14 protein-coding genes are annotated in these 20,087 nt (G+C 53.2%); 9 read left to right on the plus strand and 5 right to left on the minus strand.

Translation table 11 applies throughout. The features are described from left to right. The first annotated feature begins 8 nt into the window (after positions 1-8). The 4 genes from AB1L42_RS03420 (at position 9) to AB1L42_RS03435 (ending at position 5,084) form a co-directional block, all read left to right on the plus strand. The gene (locus tag AB1L42_RS03420) at positions 9-1,385 is read left to right on the plus strand and encodes a DUF1501 domain-containing protein (protein WP_367051203.1); all 1,377 of its coding nucleotides are present in this window, start codon (positions 9-11) and stop codon (positions 1,383-1,385) included. 234 nt (positions 1,386-1,619) lie between these two features. Then, positions 1,620-3,236: a serine/threonine-protein kinase gene (locus tag AB1L42_RS03425; protein WP_367051205.1), complete on the plus strand. Its 1,617-nt coding sequence runs from the start codon at positions 1,620-1,622 to the stop codon at positions 3,234-3,236. 175 nt (positions 3,237-3,411) lie between these two features. Further along, positions 3,412-4,389, plus strand: a complete 978-nt coding sequence (locus AB1L42_RS03430; RefSeq protein ID WP_367051207.1) for an acetyl-CoA carboxylase carboxyltransferase subunit alpha — start codon at positions 3,412-3,414, stop codon at positions 4,387-4,389. Positions 4,390-4,559: 170 nt separating this feature from the next. After that, a complete protein-coding gene (locus AB1L42_RS03435) occupies positions 4,560-5,084 on the plus strand; it encodes a hypothetical protein (RefSeq protein WP_367051209.1) in 525 nt (174 codons plus the stop codon). Between the two features lie 679 nt (positions 5,085-5,763). Here the strand turns inward: AB1L42_RS03435 and AB1L42_RS03440 are convergent. From AB1L42_RS03440 to AB1L42_RS03460, 5 genes are all read right to left on the minus strand, one after another. Continuing rightward, positions 5,764-7,017: a CvpA family protein gene (locus AB1L42_RS03440; RefSeq protein ID WP_367051211.1), complete on the minus strand. Its 1,254-nt coding sequence runs from the start codon at positions 7,015-7,017 to the stop codon at positions 5,764-5,766. Between the two features lie 124 nt (positions 7,018-7,141). Then, complete coding sequence (locus tag AB1L42_RS03445; protein ID WP_367051213.1) at positions 7,142-7,972, minus strand: inositol monophosphatase family protein; 831 nt, start codon at positions 7,970-7,972, stop codon at positions 7,142-7,144. An 82-nt stretch (positions 7,973-8,054) separates the two neighbouring features. After that, entirely contained in the window at positions 8,055-9,104 is a 1,050-nt protein-coding gene (locus tag AB1L42_RS03450; protein WP_367051215.1) for a thioredoxin-disulfide reductase, read from the minus strand. A gap of 276 nt (positions 9,105-9,380) precedes the next feature. After that, a complete protein-coding gene (locus AB1L42_RS03455) occupies positions 9,381-10,130 on the minus strand; it encodes a hypothetical protein (RefSeq protein WP_367051217.1) in 750 nt (249 codons plus the stop codon). A 105-nt stretch (positions 10,131-10,235) separates the two neighbouring features. Further along, positions 10,236-11,870 carry a hypothetical protein gene (locus tag AB1L42_RS03460; RefSeq protein WP_367051219.1) on the minus strand — a complete coding sequence of 545 codons (1,635 nt, stop codon included), beginning with the start codon at positions 11,868-11,870 and terminating at the stop codon, positions 10,236-10,238. A gap of 599 nt (positions 11,871-12,469) precedes the next feature. Between AB1L42_RS03460 and AB1L42_RS03465 the strand changes: the two genes are divergently transcribed. From AB1L42_RS03465 to AB1L42_RS03485, 5 genes are all read left to right on the plus strand, one after another. Continuing rightward, positions 12,470-13,486: a MoxR family ATPase gene (locus AB1L42_RS03465; protein WP_367051221.1), complete on the plus strand. Its 1,017-nt coding sequence runs from the start codon at positions 12,470-12,472 to the stop codon at positions 13,484-13,486. Positions 13,487-13,971: 485 nt separating this feature from the next. Next, positions 13,972-14,553, plus strand: a complete 582-nt coding sequence (locus AB1L42_RS03470) for a response regulator (protein ID WP_367051223.1) — start codon at positions 13,972-13,974, stop codon at positions 14,551-14,553. A gap of 284 nt (positions 14,554-14,837) precedes the next feature. After that, positions 14,838-15,950 (plus strand): HAMP domain-containing sensor histidine kinase, encoded by a 1,113-nt coding sequence (locus AB1L42_RS03475; protein WP_367051225.1) that lies wholly within the window; start codon positions 14,838-14,840, stop codon positions 15,948-15,950. 267 nt (positions 15,951-16,217) lie between these two features. After that, on the plus strand, positions 16,218-18,491 hold the full coding sequence (locus tag AB1L42_RS03480; RefSeq protein ID WP_367051227.1) for an O-antigen ligase family protein: 2,274 nt from the start codon (positions 16,218-16,220) through the stop codon (positions 18,489-18,491). Positions 18,492-18,696: 205 nt separating this feature from the next. Then, positions 18,697-20,022 (plus strand): hypothetical protein, encoded by a 1,326-nt coding sequence (locus AB1L42_RS03485; protein ID WP_367051229.1) that lies wholly within the window; start codon positions 18,697-18,699, stop codon positions 20,020-20,022. The last annotated feature ends 65 nt before the right edge of the window (positions 20,023-20,087 follow it).

Genomic DNA, 20,087 nt, shown 5'->3' on the forward strand with positions numbered 1-20,087 from the left:
TCCCGCAGATGTTCAAGCTCGAAGGCCGTGGAAAGACACAGACTTGCGATGGTGTGACCAGACGTGACTTCATGCAGGTGGGTGCATTGGGTGCGATTGGTTTGTCGCTTCCACAATATCTTCAGGCTAAAGAGCAGGGGATGGTCAAACCGGAGCACGACAATAAATCGTGCATCATGATCTTCAACCTCGGGGCACCAAGCCATATTGACCTGTTCGATATGAAACCCGAGGCAGCCTCCGAAATTCGCGGCCCATTCAAGCCGATTTCGACATCTGCAGACGGAATTCAGATTTCCGAGATTTTGCCTCAACACGCAAAAATTGCCGACAAGTTCTCTCTCGTCCGGTCCTGTCACCACACTGGAGCTGCCGTTCACGATGCGGGATGGCAGATGATGCAAACGGGGCGGCTCTTCAGCGGAGGCGTCAATACACCGCATGCCGGAGCAGTGGTGAGTTACCTTCGCGGCCGCAAAACAGACCTTCCGCCGTTCGTCGTGCTTCCCGAACTGATGGGTCGCGGTGGAGGAAATCTCCCGAACGGACAGGCAGGGGGGTTTCTCGGAAAAGCGCATGACCCGTTCGCGTTGAATGCCGACCCATCGCAAAAAGATTTCAACGTCCCCGACTTGCTTCCACCATCTGAGATTGGCCCCGTTCGACTCGAAAGACGACGGTCGATGCGAGAAATCGTCGACTCAGCCGTCCAGAATTTCGAAGCAACCGAGAGTGCACAACTGCTCAACAGCAATTTTCACAGCGCATTTCGGATGATGACCAGCTCGCAAGCCCGCGATGCGTTCGACCTTTCAAAAGAACCTCAATCCGTCCGCGATCGATACGGCATGAACCGCTTCGGGCAGTGCTGTCTGCTTTCGCGACGTCTCGTCGAAGCTGGCGTCCGATTCATCACGATCAACACCTTCCTGACCGTCTTCAATGAGGTGACTTGGGACATTCACGGATCGAAACCATTCACATCCATCGAAGGCATGAAGGACATCGTCTGTCCGATGTACGATCAGGCATACTCAGCCCTTATCGAAGATCTTCACGATCGCGGGCTGCTGGATGACACGATGGTCTGCAATATCGCCGAATTTGGCCGCACGCCCCGCGTTAATCCCGCTGGTGGACGAGACCACTGGCCACAGTGTTTCACCTCATACTTTGCAGGGGGAGGGGTGCAGGGAGGACAAGTCGTCGGTGCCAGCGATCCGATCGGTGGAGTTCCGGCAGATCGACCAGTCGATCCCGGTCATCTCGTTGCGACAGTCTTCCACAGCCTCGGATTGGATCTGGAGACACATCTTCCTGGACCTGCAGGACGTCCATTCCCGCTGGTCGATTTCGGAAAACGCGAAATCCACGAACTCTTTTGACCTCAAACTCTCAAAAACGTTCTTCAGGCGCGTCCTCAAATGGCGTAAACTTCATAGAGAGACGTCAAACCGCATTCAGAACACAAAACCCATCGACTGTCCGAAAGTGAAATGTCGAATCAAGACATAGCGTTTTACGAGACAGTTTGCCCATCACGTCGCTTCTCTTCTGAAAATCTGTTCTTCAGTGCAACAGTGGCGACCCACGAAATTTCGATTGGAACGAGGTAGTTAGTGGCCGATCAAGACAAAATCGACGACTTTGAATTAGTCAATTGTGTTGCGACTGGTGGTGTGACGCAGATTTGGGAAGTCAAACGGGCTGGCAGCTCCCAACCTCTGGCCATGAAGTTGATGCTCGATGAAGCATTGACCGATCCCGCCAATAGGGCGGCTTTGAAGCACGAAGCCACGGTCGGGAAAGCCATGCAGCATCCGAATATCATCTCGATTTTCGATGTGAAGGTTTCCAAGAAACTCAGCTACTACACGATGGAGTACTTTCGCTCAGGCAACCTGAAAGGGCTGATCAGAAGCGACTTGGCACAAGCACAGGCCCGCGTGAAAAGCTTGATGGAAGCGCTCTCGCAAGCCTTGGGTTACTTCCACGAAAAAGGCTGGATTCACCGCGATATCAAACCGGATAACGTCCTCATCAGCAAAGGCGGGGAAGTCCGGCTCATCGACTTCTCACTCGCTGGTCGCCCATCGAATGCGATCCTGCGGGCGATGACCAAAAAGAGCAAGGTGACCATCCAGGGAACGCGGACATACATCGCTCCAGAACTGGTGCGACGTGAAGCCACGACTTCTTCTGTCGACATCTACAGCCTCGGAATTCTCCTCTACGAAACTCTCGTCGGAAATCCGCCATTTCGAACAGCGAATCCCAACGACTTGCTGATGATGCACGTGCGAGACAAACCAGCTCGCCCTTCTGAGCTTGACGAAAACATTACTCCAGAGGCAGACAACCTCGTTCTGAAGATGCTGGCCAAGAAGCCGAAAGAACGGCACGCCAACATGCAGGAGGTTTACGCCGAAGTCCGAAACCTCAAGTTCTTCAAGGAAGATCCTGTCAAAGTCGCTAAAGAACGAGCCGACGCAATGGCAGCAGGGGACGCACAAGCACAAGAAGATCGCCTCAATAGTCGTCGAGACGCAGAACGCGATCGCAGCAAGGATGGCGAACGAAAACCGGCTCCCAAGCCAAAACCCAAACCAATCCTCGCCAAAGAGACCAAGCCGCAGCCCAAACCAGCACAACAACAACCGGCCGCTCCGCCGCAGCCCCAACCCGGAGCTCCATGGGGGCAAATGCCTGGTTATCCAATGATGCCGGGAATGTTTCCGGGACAAATGCCAGGCCAGATGCCAGGCCAGATGCCGCAGTACCCGGGAATGATGCCCGGAATGCAAATGCCGCACTATCCCGGAATGATGCCAGGTCAGCAAATGCCGGGTCAGCAAATGCCGGGTCAGCAAATGCCGGGTCAGCAAATGCCAGGACAGCAGATGCCGGGTCAGCAAATGCCAGGTCAGCAGATGCCAGGTCAGCAAATGCCAGGTCAGCAAATGCCAGGTCAGCAAATGCCAGGTCAGCAAATGCCAGGTCAGCAAATGCCAGGTCAGCAAATGCCAGGTCAGCAAATGCCAGGTCAGCAAATGCCAGGTCAGCAAATGCCGGGTCAGCAAATGCCGCAGCCCAGTGTTCCGCAACCGAGCGCGCCGCAGCCCACTTCTGCTCCCAAACCGTCTGTCCCGCAAGCTGCTGAATCGAAAAACGAGCAGCCCAAGAAGGCACCGGAAGACATCCCACTTGCAAACTTCGATGACTTGCAAATCGAGTAGTCAGCACTAAAAGCGCTTCTGTTGTTTCCCTTGAAGCCCTGCAGAATTATCATGCGAGCGTTCCTGCATCGTTTTCGCAGGGTCGGAGTCGGCATTCTCGTCGATTCTCGCCCCTCAAGATTCAATGCAGTGAATCACTGGAATAACAACGCTCCCCATATTCTGAACTGTCACGATGTCCGCACCGCTTCCACTTCCGTTTGAACGTCCGATCCTCGAACTCGAAAAGCAACTCTCGGACCTGGAGAAACAGCCAGATCCAACAGCTGTCACTCGCGAATCGATTCGCCGCATCCGAACCGAACTCAACAAGCTGAAGCGGGAAGTCTACGAGAAGCTCAATCCCTGGGAGATCGTCCAGGTCGCCCGGCATGATGCTCGTCCAAAGGCGCTAGACTACATCGAACTCGTCTTCGACGAATTCGTCGAGTTGCACGGAGACAAAGCCTACGGAGACGACCGAGCGATCCTCACCGGATTTGCCAAACTCGGTGACCGTAAGGTGATGCTCGTCGCGCAGCAAAAGGGACGAAACCTCCGCGAACGCCTGGAACACAATTACGGAATGGCGCATCCGGAAGGCTATCGAAAAGCCCTTTCTAAGATGCAGATGGCTGCCAAGTTTAATCTGCCCGTGATTTGCCTGATCGACACCGCCGGAGCTTACCCCGGAGTTGGAGCCGAAGAACGAGGACAGGCCTACCAGATTGCTCTCAACCTGCGAGAGATGGCCCGCATCGATACGCCGATCGTCTGCGTTGTCATCGGAGAAGGGGGCAGCGGCGGAGCACTTGGAATTGGGATCGGCGACCACGTTTCCGTCTTGCAGTTCGCTTACTATTCAGTGATCAGCCCGGAAGGCTGTGCGGGTATTCTCTGGAAGCACGCCAAACACGCAGACAAAGCCGCTCATGCTTTGCGGTTCACATCGAAAGACCTCCTCGAACTTGGGATTGTTGACGAAATCATCAGCGAACCGATCGGAGGAGCACATCGAAACCATCGCCAGATGGCGACCAATTTGCACGCTTCGCTGACCTCGGCATTGAAAGATCTCAGTGAAGTCCCGAAAGACCAACTGCTCGATCGACGGTATGAAAAGTTCCGCAAGATCGGCGTCTTCGAAGAGTCTGTCGCTGTTGGGCAATCTTAGAGCAAGCTGCTCTTTCCAGTGCACTCGCTTGTGCGGTCTCACTCATTCAAAAGCTGAGTTTGTTCGTGCGAGTCAGTGCAAACCCAATCTGAACATGTCCTATTTGAGAGTCGTCTCGTCGGAGTTCCCCTCCTGTTCATAACGAACAGGCATGAAGAGTCGCCTGGGCTATGCAATCGCTGATCTTCATGGCACTGACTATCGCATTCGTGGCCCTCCTTTGCGGGGGCCTCGGAAGCCTCTTCGCTCAAGACGCTGGTCTTCGCGAACGAATCTTCATGGCCGTGATGACATCTGCGATGGCATTTGTCGCAACCCTGATTCTCGGTCTCCGCGACCTCTTTCGCTTTCGCAAAGCTTCTCGACAAACACGACAGCGCATCCTCGAGAGGCCGGACTTCTTCGAAGCGGAATTCTACTCCAAAGCGGACATCGACCCTGAACTCATGAAGATCGTACGTGAGGCGATCGCGCAATTCTTCGATGTCCCAGTCTCCAAGATTCGACCGACCGACAATTTCGAAACCGATCTGCACATCGATCCCACTGAGTTCAATTTTCAACACTTCGTCATCCTGAAGGTCGCTGATGACCACAGGTTCCAGGACGAGGTGATCGAGGCGAACTTCGCAAACGCTCACACCGTCGAAGATCTTGTCCTCTGGTTTCAAGAGATCATTCGTGACGAAGATTGAACGTCTTCACGCCGGGCTCGCGAAGACTTCCAAGTCGTTCACAAAAAGTGATCAAAGCGGATGTGTTTTTACGCGCTTGAAACCATCGCTGAATGAAGCAGAACTGGCTCGGGTAGGGGAGTCAGAATTCGAGGACCATCGCTCGCTGCACGACACTGATTCGAGGCTCCTGCTCGCACATCCATTCGGACAGTGGGCTCACTGACGGTGCTCCGGAGAAGTTGCGATCCGCTCGCTGATGACTGAACGCGAACTCTCGCAGAGAGAAGTTCCAACCATCCCATCTAACGAAGCGCACGACCGATGTGCTCGGCTCTCTGAAAACCTCGAGACAATTCACTTCGGCCATTGAGAGGTGATCACTGAAACGCAGAAACTCCGCTGTCCAGAGTCTCGATCATGATCCGCTGTGATTCGCAGAGGAACACGAAAAACCGTTTCATACGGTCTTTTCCATACCCGAATCGAACATAACGGACATTATCGGACGTTGGGGTATGTTCCTTTTTCGGGAGAGTCTGATGACTCCCGGGCCCTTCACTCTCGGTTGGACTCAACATCCAAACGAGAGATGCACTTCATCCAACGATCATTCAATGGCACCGAGCTGATCGATGTGACGATCCAATCTTCGTGGCTGGTGACTCCCGTGATCTCTTACCGTCATAGATGACGCTCACTATCGAAACGATCCAGGCTGACCAGCCCCAGCCGCTCTCAGTCGTTGCTGCATCGCTGGCTCCAATTGATTGATCGAGACCCCTGCGACTTGCAGCTGCCGAATGATTCTTTGGTCGAGCGTACTCTGTGCATTCGTTGTTGAATCTGGATCTTCGAGCGACCAGATATCTGCATTCCAATCTGCCAACACACCGAGCTGCACAACCTCTGGCAGCGATCCCAAAAACCCGACGATCTGTTGTTCGTAAGCAACCTGCTGAGCTGGCACCGATGTGTAAGCTTGTGAGATCTTGCGCGAAAGCTCGGCGATCTTGGCGCGGGTTTGAGCAGGATTGTTCGGAGGCGCACTCGGAGAGACATCAACGTTGAGTTGCTGTCCGAGATACGAGAGCAAATATTCCGAACCTTGATTGCCCAGTTGTTGAAAATGCTGTTCGATCAACTTCCGATTTTCGGGCGATGCAGATTCCAGAACCTTCGATACACCAGCGATCAAAGATGACTGCGAATCCGGACTCTCTTCGCGCGCGATCGCGTCGCTCAAAGCTTTCTGCGTTTGATCGCTGATCAGCCCACTGAGAGTTTTCCACAACTGGCTGCTCGCATCACCCGATGGAGTTCCGGGCAGCACCCGATCATTACCGAGATTGATGTTTCCGGAATCGACCACGTTTGGCGAACTCGAACCATCGTGAGTATGAGTTCCGTGATCGCCAGGATCGTGAGTGTGATCCAGATCGAAATCCGGATGGTCAAGCAGATGAATGTAGTCCTCGAGTGCGAGTCGCAAGTTCTCTGGGAGAATTGGGAGATACGGATGCAGCGTGTCGACAATCTTCGCAGCTGCGTATCCGCTTCGCGATTTCAAAAGTGCTCCACGTGCGTCTTCAGAAACGGTCACAACCATGAACGTCAGAATCAGACACAGGACAACACCTTTGATGAAGCCGAAAAGCGCTCCCAGATGACGATCGAATTCGCGGAGTTTGACCTTCTCCAGAAAATCGGCAATTCGCCCAGCGAGCAGATACGCGATGAACGTGAAAACGATGTACGCCCCAAACAAAATGACCCAATTGTTCAGAGGCGGATCGAGGTGCACATACGGGCCAGCGGCAGCTGAGATTCCGTCAGCGAAAATGAAGCACAACAGAATGCCAGCGATTCCGGCCAACTGCCAGACCATGCCCTTCGCGGCACCGCGAATCGTAAAGAAGATGAGGATGGCCAAAACGACCAAATCGTACCACATGACCTCGGGACTCCGTTTCCAAGTATTCAGGTCACAGAGTGTATCTCTCCCGTGGCGTTTTGGTAAACCCCGGTTGACACTTCGACGAAATAGCGTTCGTCAAAATGAACGTGAGAAGCCGTCGCTATTCTTCTTCTGCGGGAAGTTTTGAAGCAGCAATGACGTCGAGCATGGCAGGGTGCAGCACCGAATTTGTGGCGAGCACACTTGATACGGCGATTGGCAACTCGTCACCTGCTGAGGACGTGACCTTCCCGCCGGCCTCTTCGACAATCAGACGCCCCGCCGCGAAATCCCAGGGAGCGAGTTGATACTCGACAAACGCTCCGTAATCACCACTGGCAACTCCGCAAAGATCGAGTGAAGCTGTCCCGAATCGCCGAATGCCGCGAATCTGCTCAGCGAAGAGACCTTCAATCGTCCGCAATGTGCGACGCATCATCGCACCGCGGTCGTAATAGAATCCCACAGCAATCAACACATCAGTCAGCCGCGTTTGAGTCCCGACATGCATTCGCTCGCCTTGAAACCAAGCCCCCTGGCCCGCGACCGCACAATAAAGCTCTTCGCGTGCTGGATTCCAAACCACGCCACACTTCGCAACGCCTCGCTGATAGTAAGCAATCGAGACCGCGAAATGAGGTATTCCGTGTGCGAAGTTGGTGGTTCCGTCGAGCGGATCGATGATCCAGAGATGTTCAGCTTCTGAGTAGCTGTCGTGCCCGTTCTCTGATTCTTCTGCGAGAATCACATGATCGGGGTACCGATCCGCAATCGCCTGCTTGATGACTCGTTCAGATTCGAGATCCGCTTCGGAAACGAGATCGTTGCGTGCCTTTTCTCGAATCACCGTCCCTTCTTTCCGGTGACGCAACAAGACATCCCCACCCGCTTTTGCTAATTCCGTCGCAAAGACGAGTTCCTGAATGGAGCTTAACTCGGCAGGAATTTTCATGGGAATGTATTGAACCAACGAAACCGAAAAGAAGTACCGCTTAAGCAGCGATTGCCACTCACATTAAACAATGGCTCGTTGTTTAACTCTCCAGAAGGCTTAGATAGCGTTCCGCATCGAGGGCTGCCATACAACCTGTTCCAGCGGCAGTGATCGCCTGTCGATAGTAATCGTCAGCTACATCACCAGCAGCGAACACACCTTCAACGCTTGTGTTCGTCCGGAAAGGAACGGTCCACTTCAGGTAGCCTTTCTCGTTCATGTCGAGATGGCCTTTGAGGAATTCTGTATTCGGAGTGTGTCCGATCGCAGCAAAGTATCCAGAAGCCGGAATCTCTTCTGTCTGGCTATCATCTTCCGTGCTTCGGATACGAACGCCGGTGACACCTTTTTCGTCGTCGCCGAGAACTTCATCGATGACCGAATTCCACTTAACTTCAATCTTCGGGTTCTTAAGTGCCCGATCAGCCATCACTTTGCTGGCGCGAAATTCTTCCCGACGATGGACGATGTAAACTTTCGAGCCAAATTTAGACAGATAGTCGGACTCTTCCATTGCGCTATCTCCTCCCCCGACAACAACGAGGGGTTGATCGCGAAATCTTGGCAGGGCTCCATCACAAACCGCACAGGCTGAGACCCCTGCATTCTTAAATTTCTTTTCTGAGTCCAGACCTAAGTAATTAGCTCGTGCGCCTGTCGCCACAATCACCGACTGGGCTTCGATCGTTTCTCCGTTGGAGGTCTTCAGAATGAAGGGGCGTTGAGAGAAGTCGACTTCGACGACATCTTCCATCATCGTTCGCGTTCCGAAATTGATCGCCTGCTGGCGCATCAATTCCATCAATTCAGGTCCGCTCACCCCTTCTTTCTGGTGAGGACCCATGATTCGACGACGATCGTCAGCGATGGCGTCGTCGAGGTAGCTCTCCAGATTCCCAGACGGAAAACCCGGGAAGTTTTCGACTTCCGTGGTGATGGCAAGCTGTCCGAGTGGAGGACGTCCGAGATCCCAGTTTTCCTGGGTCATTTCCCCTTCAATACATAATGGCTCCAGGCTGGCTCTCGCAGCATAAATTGCAGCTGTCCATCCGGCGGGACCTGAACCGATAATCACAACCTTTTCCGCCATCTTCCGTCTCCCAGTCGTCGTATTTCGTTTATGATCAATTTGGGTTGATCTGATGAAACCTCGTACCGAATTGTACGAGTCTCCGTCAGTTGAATTTCAATTCTTCTCGCAACAAAGATTGATATGCGTTCGAAGTCTGTCTTCGCGTCGCAAATCCAAGGAATTGTGACAGTTCGAACGCAAAGAATCTGTATGAATCCTCGCACAGACGATATCGAAGCCGACCGCCAGTGACAAATGGACGGCAGTCCCCTGTTCTCGACGAGAGCGTCGATGTCACTCAGTTGTGTGTCCGACACGCATCACTTCTGGAGAACTCTCGATGACGTTCTCAAACTGTGCGGACGCGTTGGAATCGGGCAAGAATGTCTTCAATTTCGGCGACAGCGCTCGAACCTGATTAATGCTCTCAGCCGGCACAGTCTTGAGGAGCAATAAGAATTCAGACATCGCGACGGTTTGCTCGATCTCTTCCATCAACAACTGCTTTTCATTGGCTGTCATATCCGCTTCCGGGTGATCATGACGCCGTTTCAGATGCGCGAGCCGTTCTCCGAGTTTGCGTTCAGTCGCAAGAATGGGGATTTCATGGCGGATTGAAGAAGCAGCCCACGCAAGGCTGATCCGAGTGGCCAGAGCTGCGAAGAGTTCCGGATCAACGCCCATTTGCTTGAATCGCTTTGCGAGCTCAGGATTCTGGCACCAAGTTTCGCCGAGTGCCTGCATGTCGAGTGCGCTTCGATATTCGTCTCGGATGAATGTCACCAGTTCATCAGAGTTGAACTCCTCTGCTCCCCGGAAATCGACCGAACTGGACGAAAAATCTGGGACGGATCGGTCAGGAAGATGCTCAACGATCGTCGTGAAAGCAGACAGTTCTCCAGCTGTGAGTGGAGTGGACCATTCCTGAGTTCCCAGTTCCACGCGTGGCAGTGAAACAGCAGCAGGTGCTTCTCCCCCCTGCTCTGCCTGTCCGCATCCCAACGAAACAACTAACGCGATCAGCAATAGAACTCTGCATCCCATGGTTTCAGAGTATCCTTATGTACTTAGACTTCAGAGAAAAACGAAAAGGCGGAAAGCTGTTTGCTTTCCGCCTTCCCGATTTGTGATTGTCAGTTCATAAGGTCTTTAGAAGCTGCAATCAAGACCAAAATTCAGCTGATGCATGTACCACTCTTCGCGATCGGTATCGATTTTGGGATAGAGTGGGAAGCCTCTCCATTCGATCGAGTCAGCTGGTCGAGCGACTGCTCCGATCCAGGTGAATGTGTAACCGAACCGGAAAGAACTGTGCTCGAGAGCAGAGATGTTGCGGATAAGTGGCAAGCTTCGGAAAGCTGCGAACTCTGCCATCACCGATTGCTGGAAGAATGGTGAAACGTGTGTGGATGACTTTTCGTCGCTGAACTTCGACTGGTTGGCTGGGTTCAGCATGCGTGGATCAAGGATGTTGACGAATCGTGCGTCGAACAGAGGATCTCCGATGTTGTCACCGGACATGTCGATCGATTCGTGATTCGCATTCACACCCAGGATTGTCTCCGCCCAGGCTTTGAAGCTGGCGTCGTCGTCTCCGAGGTCAATTCGGAAACCAGCTTCCGGACCGGCAATGTGGCTTGTGACACCATTTTCGAGTCGGGCATCGTACTGATCGTAGAGACGAACGATGCTGTTCGTTTCAGGACGATGAGTGTCTTCATCGAGTGTGTAGGTGAAACCGCTGTCGATCCCGTGGAATCGGAACTGCTCTTTCAAGTAGGTGTATCGAGCACCCACCATCGGGCGAATCTTGACTCCGCCGCGATTGTAAACAGGCTGAGTGTAGAAGCTCAGGTTGGTACCCCCAGCTTCGGTCTTCTGTTCAACTTCGAAGAGAACGTCGAACTTGGCGGATGTTCCGAGACCAAAGTCAGGGAAGACAGGCTCTCCATTATAAAGAGGAACAACACCGTGAATGAGGAGGTTCTGACCATCCAGAATGAGTGTCAGGTCCTGGCTCACAGGCACACCATTGATATGGGTTGCCCCTTTCTTGAATGAGCCTGTGTCTTCAAACGCCCACCAGCCATTTGCCATCAGGCCGGTGCCGTCTTCGTTCTCGTATCCCCAGCGAATCTGAGTTCCGAGCGTGCTTGTCGGACTATCAATGTCTCCGCTGTTGCGGGGAGGATAGAAATATCCGTTGATCTGTCCGTTGAACACGTTGGCATTCGTATCCAGAGCCGGTGCGAGGAAGATTCTTCGACTCACTGCGAAGTAGCCTTCGACATCCGGGCTGAGGTTCGGAACGCTCGGGTATTCGTAGATCGTGTCGATCGGAACCCCGATTGGGCGTTGGATATCGAAGTTTGCCAGTGGGGCAAACGGCGAGCCGATGAGGGCATCGCCTGCATCGCGGAACTGAACAGACATCAGTTCGACGGAGCCGAAATACTTCCGTTGACGGTAGAAGATATTCCGGAACCACAACCCATCCTGGCTGACATGTTGATCCATGCCAACGTTGGGTGGGTAAAACGGGCTAATCGCCGGCCACGGTTGAAACCCTTGTGGAGCGTTCTGTGGATAGATCGCTGTAGGGTCCGTTGCCAGGTGTGGTGGGTAGTGGGGCATCATGGGCCCTCCCCCTTGCCCCGGGGCGACATAGGCTCCCGGCGGGGGTGCCGGTCCCGGTGGAACGGGCGATTGGCCTGATGTCTCAGTTTGAACAGTAGCCAGCATCAGTGCGCTGGCAACCGCCTTTATCCAGGGCTGAATCCGCATCAGTACGTCCTTGACAGGTTGGCCGACCATCGGCGTGCTCAGGTGAGCCGGCCGACGAGCCAGGAATAGACCTTTATTCCCTCAACGTCATTCATCACCGCACATGGTCGAAACTCTGGTGAATTCGACGGCGCAGTGAGGAATAGACCTGATGCTCTTATCGGATCGAGGATTTGGGAAACTGTACCGATTATGTTGCTTGTGTGGATTTTTCCCCATCTACCACTCGTATGAGACGTATCAATTATCCGCAGACTGCATTTTTCAGGCATCGATCGACGTAAATCACCGACCGCCCTGCCCTGTGGATTCGTTGAGAGTCTGCGGTTGCCAACAATCACAAGCAGATTGTCGGAGCAGTTCAGAGCGCCGTTTCTGTTCGAAATGCCCGCCTGTAAAAATGCTGTCCGACGGCATTCACCTCATGAAATTGGCCTTGCGGATTCATTTCACATCAGAAAAGAGACAGGCGACCAACCGAACGTTGTCGCCAAATCGTTTTGATCCCGCTAGCATGGGGACCCGTTGCGACTCACAGAATAAGTCGCGACACGGTTCATAGACATCCACCGAACAATTCCGGCTCAGTGAGGAATCCCTTGGCGACCGAGAAGCGTGATTTCGACGAGTTTCTTGAGAAGTTCAAAAAGCATCACGACCTCATGGTGGACGAGCTCCACAAGGTGATCGTGGGTCAGGATGCTGTGATCGAGCAAATCCTTTCGGCAATTTTCACCGGTGGCCACTGCCTGCTCGTTGGAGTTCCTGGACTGGCGAAAACGTTGGTCGTCAGCACGATCGCCAGAATTCTCGATGTCGAGTTCCGCCGGATTCAGTTTACTCCCGATTTGATGCCCTCGGACATCACCGGCACAAACGTGCTGGAAGAGTCGGAGACCGGCCAGCGAAACTTTCGATTTGTTCAGGGCCCGGTCTTCACGAACATTCTGCTCGCCGACGAAATCAACCGTACGCCGCCCAAAACCCAAGCCGCGCTGTTGCAGGCCATGCAGGAGCGAGAAGTCACCGCTGGTCAGCAAACGTACGACCTGCCCGATCCATTCTTCGTCATCGCGACACAAAACCCAATCGAGCAGGAAGGAACCTATCCCCTTCCGGAAGCACAGCTCGACCGCTTTATGTTCAACATTAAGGTCGATTACCCGAACGTCGAAGAGGAAGAACAGATCCTCACAATGACAACTCGCGGCGAAAAAGCGGAGGTCCGCAAGGTCCTCTCTGCCAAATCGATCCAATATCTACAGCGACAAATCAATCAGATCGAGATTGCTCCGATTATTGTCACCTACGTCGCTCGACTGGTCCGTGCCACCCGCCCCCATGATTCCAGCTCGCCAAGCTTCGTCCGCGAGCTTATTGACTGGGGAGCCGGTCCGCGAGCCGGTCAATACCTCATTCACGGAGCCCGTGCGGTCGCAGCAATGGACGGTCGACCCACGATTTCGTTCGACGACATTCGTCGCGTCGCTGTGCCAGTTCTTCGACATCGAATTTCGCCGAACTTCCAAGCTCAGGCTGAAGGATACGATTCCGACACGATCATCCATCGCCTGCTGGAAGAAGTCAGCGAACCCAACGTCCCGAAATACAGCTAGACGCTCCGCACCGATTCTCGGCAGATCCCGTCGCTCGGCGAAATTCCCAGATCGCACAGACAAAGTCCGATCCACTGATGTGATGCTGCGCACGTATTAACGGGTGCAATTCTTTTCGTTGCAGATTCCGCGAATGCGTGAGCAATTGAGGCGTGCTTCCGTTCCGCCCCGTGACTTGCAGTTCCAAGCGGTAACATGGGGCAAATACAGCATTTACCTCGCTTACAACCCTTTAAGAAACTTAACAAGCAACGGTAACTAGGGACACGATAATCCCCATTGACCGAATCAGCAGGATAGATACAATCGGTCTAAGTGTGAAAGTCGGTAAGATCGACACTACTGGTAGACCGAACAAGCTTGGCGAACCTTCATGGAATGAAGAACGGCCAGATACGAGTGGTCGACATGCATTGAGGACAACCTCATGGTTGAAACTGTCCTCAAAGATCGTCGCCACTGTTGAAACCAACGGAGGGACCTGTATGAAAACTGTTTTCACGACTGGTGAGGCTGCCAAAATCTGCAAAGTCAGCCAACAAACCATCATTCGCTGCTTTGACTCGGGCCAACTCAAAGGCTTCCGCGTTCCCGGTTCGCGCTTCCGACGCATCCCTCGTGACGTGCTTTATAAGTTCATGAAGGATAACGGAATTCCCACCGATGCGCTGGAAAGCGGAAAACGCAAAGCGCTGGTCGTCGACGATGATCAAGATCTTGTCGACTTGATGACAGACGTGCTGGAATCAGACGGTCGATTCGAAGTCCGTGCGGTCAACAACGGATTCGATGCCGGGATGATGGTCAAAGAATATCGCCCCGACGTGATCGTTCTGGACGTCATGCTTCCGGACATTAATGGTAAGGAAGTTTGCCAGAGAGTTCGAAGCGATTCCACGCTCGACGATGTCAAAATCATCTGCATTTCAGGCTTGGTCGAAGCTGACAAGATCGACGAACTGAAAGCAGCCGGCGCGAACGATTTCCTTCAGAAGCCATTTGAAATGGAAACCGTTTTGCAACGTGTCTGCAAGCTTCTCGATCTTTCCGTGAGCGCAGATCGATAAGGCCGTCGCAGCCGTCGATTGTCGAAGGTCACCAGCGGGCCTCATCGGCACTCTCGACGAATGCACTGTTTACGATCACGTATCACTGGCGAGTCAATTGGGCGGGCAACTCGCACAGAAACATCATGTCCCCGACACCGAACAGGGCAGTTTTCTGCTAACCGGCCAGCTGTTTTTCGGAGTGTTTCAAAACTCGGTTTACAGGCGACAATTATCAGATCGCCATCCATACGTAGGGCGATTTTCCTTGCGGTGGTGTTCAGGTCATGAAGCGGAGGTCGGTTGTGCAACAGAATCAGCCGACATCGGAATCCTCTACAGTTCTGAATCTTCTCGAATCGACACTTCCATTTAACAACGCGAACGACTTGAGAGTGAAAATCCTCAACGCGTGGATGTCGTTCGGCGCACATTCTTGCTACGCTCTGCTTTGGAGAAACCCCTTCACCGCAACTGGTGAAGCTCTCTTCGTCGACGAAACTGGCAATCCAGACGAGATCGTTTTCCCGACAGGCAGCGAAGAGTCTTCTCTAATCGCAAGTCTCCCTGAGTCGAGCCGACTGCTCAAAGAACTGAACTGGACTCCATTAGAAGTCGAAACAAAATCGATTGGCTTCCTTGGGCTTTCGAAATCATCATCTCAAACCGTATCGCCAGAACTTCTCTCAGCAACGGCGAGATTGCTCGCGGTCAGTCAATGTTGGGATGACAGCCTCATCGAAGCGAGACTCCACTCGCTCGCCGAATACGCAGCTGCTGCGGGTCATGAAATCAACAACCCCCTCGCTGCTATTAAGGGTCGAACCGAACAACTCATCAAGGGTGAATCGCACCCTGAACGACTGCAATGGCTTCAAACGATCGGTGCGCAAACCATTCGGATCCGGGACATGATCGGCGACAGCATGTTGTTCGCCCGCCCCCCTGCCCCGCAGCTCGAACGAGTGAATCTCACGGAGCTCGTCGAATCCACCATCTCTCATTTCTCCGACGAATTCACGCGCCGAAAGATTTCCCTGTGGGGGAATCGACACAAGAATGTCCCCGTCGACGCAGATCCACTGCAGCTCAAGCAAGTCATCGCGGAACTAACTCGGAACTCTTTAAACGCGATGGAGGATTCGGGAAAGCTCATCGTCGACTGTCTGCATGAAGTCATCGAAGACCGCCCCGTTGCGATTCTGCGAATGATCGACGACGGAGCCGGGTTCAGCGAGAGCGAACGGCGATTTTGCTTCGATCCTTTTTATTCCGGCAGACAAGCGGGGCGCGGTCTTGGTTTTGGACTCTCCAAAGCGTGGCGAGTCATTCAGATGCACCACGGGCAACTCACTCTGTCGAACGAAAAAACAGACGCAACCGAGTTTGTCATTTCCCTACCATCGATCTCGGAATGATTTGATTCTGCTCTCTCTTCGAGTCAGACTGCCTGAATTGTGCTGAGTCGATTTTCATGGTATCTCTGCAATCGCCTGAACATATTCCATTTGATACATGCTGCGATGAATGGCACGAATCGCTGCAGATCAGAGATAAAATTGCTTCAGCGTTTCCTGAAGATCAATTGGAATGAACTCTCATTTTATGTGACGTTCGCGCCATCGAAAATGAGCTGCCGATTTATCTGAGTGCATTGCACAATTTGAAGAGGAAGTTGACGTCGCGTGACACGATCCAGCGCTCGCTCTCATCCAGCCGCAAACGAAATTCCCCCGCCGCTTTGGGAAACAGTCATCCTCGTGGGTCTGTTCCAGTGTCGCTTCTTCGTTCCGACTGAAGGAGCCGAACTCGGAGGAACTCTCTGGCTCGCGATGGCGTGGTTCGGATTCGCTGCTCTCACACTCTGGCTGAAGTCGAGAGAAAAAGAACCGCTCTTCTGGACTCCGCACTGGAGTGATCTTGCGATCGTGCTGGTCGTCGCTGGCCACCTTCTCTCTGCGCTAGTACTGCTTCGAACAGGAGGCAATCTTCGAGCGGCATTGAACATCGTCTGGGAGTGGACGTCCCTGCTCTGTCTGTGGGGTTTGCTGCGGACAAGCTTGCGGGACAAGCTGACCGGTCGCACACTCACAGCTTCGCTATTGACGAGTGTCATCGTGCTCTCCGGATTCGGGATCTGGCAACACTATGTCTGGTATCCGCAACAAGCTCGACAACTCGATGAATTGGTGACGCTGCAAGAACGAGTCGAAAAACGCGAACCGCTTTCATCACACGAGATTTCGCGTTATGAAGAACTCTCTCAAAGCTTCGGCGCCAGCTATTCCAGCCTCGACACACAAGGCAAGCTTTCCTTCGTGGCTCGGATTCGTGATAGCGTCGAACCAATCGGACGATTCGCCTTGGCGAATTCCCTCGCTGGGCTGTTGTGTGCCGGTTTGCTGATTCTATTTCCGTTGTTTCTAAAGAGGTTTTCGGGGTGGACGTTAAGCCAACGTTTGACGGGTGTCGGCTTCCTCGCCCTGGTTGTTTTGTGTCTCATTCTGACTAAGAGTCGCACTGCATGGATCGCGACAGGATTAGGAATCGGACTTGAGTCACTGGTGCTCTTTCGAAAGTCGAAGGCAAAGGCATCTGAATCGGTTCGCAAGACTGTCACTTACTCAATTTCAGCTGGTGCCGTGATCGTTGCTCTGCTGGCTTTACTTGCTGTCTGGACAGGCGGACTCGACCCGGAAGTTATTTCGGAAGCTCCCAAGAGTCTTCAGTACCGACTTGAATACTGGATCGCGACTACACAAATGCTGAGCGACCACTTTGTGTTTGGAGTCGGCCCCGGGAACTTCCGCGCGAACTATCTTCACTACAAGCTTCCCGGTGCGAGTGAAGAGGTAATTGATCCCCACAATTTCCTGCTCGATATCTGGGCCAACGGAGGATTGCTGGCACTCATCGGGCTCGTCGTTTGGACGGTCAGTATTGTTTCGTCGGGGATCGTGACCTCAGCTCCCGAAGATGAAGATGCGGGCAAGAAGTCTCAGGAAGTCGTGCCTGGAAAATTGGTTCAGATGGGGTGCTTCGGACTCTTGCTGATCACGTCGTTTGCATTCGGCGGAGCCATCGACAATCAACTGATCGCGTTGTTTCTCTCAGCTCTCATCGTTGTCTCACTCCTGAACTGGTTGAATATCATTCAATGCCCGACGACTGTGACAGCCATTTGTGGGCTAACGGCATTGTTCCTTCACTTGTTCGCGAGTGGCGGAATCGAAATGCCAGCCATCGTGCAAATCCTTCTGTTCTTCGGCGCAGTTGCTCTGAGTCGATCATCTTCAACCACACAAACGCCGGTCACCATCGGACGGACCGGTCAGCAAATTCTGGCTGGCTCGATGGGAGTTTTGTTAGTCGCAAGCCTGTTGACGGGTGTCCTGCCGGTCGAACTGGCTGGAGCACGGGTCACTCTCGGTCGCGAGTCGATGTATCAAGGCAACGCAAATTACTCCGCTCAACTCTTCGCACGACAGGAGTTCCTTGGAGCAGCAAACGCAGACACTCTCGATCCCGAACCGTATCAACTCCTCGCCCAACTCTCTTACACAGCTTGGAAAAACTCAGGACGAAGCGACGAGGAACTCTTCAATGAAGTGATTGAATTCCAACGCGAAGCCATCGCTCGCGATCCTCAAAACTCGACACGGTACTGGTGGCTGGGAAAATTCTGGACGGACCGCTTTCGCGTCTCTCAGTCTGAAGAGGACGCAGATGAAGCTGTGAGCGCGTTCGAAAAGAGCGTTGAGCGGTATCCTAACGATCCTCAACGACTCGCCGAACTAGCGATCACACTGGCGGACACTGGTCGCTCGGGAGAAGAAACCGCCCAGCAAGCTTTGGAACTCGACGAATTGAATCAATCTCGTGGACACGTCGACAAAGCACTTCCCGGTGACATTCGCGACCGGCTCAAACAGATCATCAACCGCGAAGAAAGCAATTAAGTAATCTGACAATTGATCACGCACCGACGTCGTTCTCTCCAACGCATCACCGAGAAACAATCCCTCTCGACGCGAGCCAATTGACTCTATCTTTAAGCATTCATCACAGATCTTGGGTTCGCGCGGGGTCAATTCGACCGGTACACTGAATATGACTCGCTTTCTGCGGGTCGTTCGAACACGTCAGATTACGGAGAGTGCTCAAATGCAGCTTGCAACTCACATGAAATGGCTCGTCGCGACGATCGTCGTTCTCGCTCAACTTGGCGTGTGCGTGTCTGTCTCCACTGCTCAGGAAGATCAAGATTTCCGTGAACGGATGCAAGAACTCTCACGTCGATATATGGAACTGAGACGTGAAGGGCGTGGTCCTGAATCGGATGAACTGCGTCAGCAGATGATGGACCTCGCCCGAGAACGCAACGAATCGCAAAGACGCTTTATCGCGGAGCGGCGAGAAATCAACGAGAGAATCGAAGACTTGCAACGCGAGGTGAACGAGCTTCGTGCGGCAGGGAAGCACGAACGAGCCGAAGAGGTCGAGCGAGTGATTGAGAAACACCGTGATGAGTTGGCATCGCTCCACCGACATGAAACTCTCCCGAAAGAAACTACAATCGACGATCGAATCCGGAACATTCACGAAGCGGCTGAACATCTCGAACACGCTGGACTGGGACACTTCTCGCAAATGCTCCGTGTCGAGGCGGAAGTTCTCACTGAAAATCATCGTGAATTCCAACACGTTCATGAACGCGAACGGGCAATGCGAGAAGAGGCCGAACAACAGAGAAACTTGGCAGAACAGCATCGACGTCGGGCGGAACTCGAGCTTCGAAACTCCCAAAGGCAGATCGAAGAACTGACTCGCCAATTGAACGAATCCCGCCGACGCCCGCAAGATGAACGAAGAGGCGAACCACCGTCACGTTCCGAGCGATCTTCAAGAGAATTTGGCGAAGCCTGGAACGATGCACTTCGGAGTCTCTCCCCGCAGGAAGCACAACAGCGACCTGATACCGAACGCCTTCGACGACTTTACGAAGAACGGACCCGAATCGAACGCGAGCGTTCCGAACAAAGTCGCAGACGAGCCCTCGAAGGTTCATCGGAAACGGAAAACGACGAACGACCTCAAAACGAACCGCAATCGAGTTCCTGGGGCGAAGATCGGGAATCGCCGAACAATCTCACCGAACTTCAGTCGATGGTGAATTCGATGCGAGCCGAATTGATTCGCTTGAAGTTGAAAGTTCAAACCCTAGAAAGACGGCATCCGGAAATCAAAGCACCGACCCGACCTTCTCCATTCGAGAATATCGAGCCAACCCCTGCTCGCGATTCGAATGATGAATCAGCTCCCGAAGAAGAACCGGAGGACGCATCTGTCGACTCAACCGGGAACGTCATTCAGAGCGGCGACGAGCAAGAAGTTACTGTCTTCGCGGGCTCAAGTTCCTATCAGCTGCCAATTCCGAATCAGGGAATTCGGTTCGCTCACAGCCCAGATGCTGAAGCAACTGTTTGGTAGCATCCTCCGCGAAAGTCGTAACAGATCACCGGATCATGCCGGGTTGGTCTGTCAACGGCTGGCAG

Source organism: Thalassoglobus sp. JC818, from assembly GCF_040717535.1.
Lineage (GTDB): Bacteria > Planctomycetota > Planctomycetia > Planctomycetales > Planctomycetaceae > Thalassoglobus.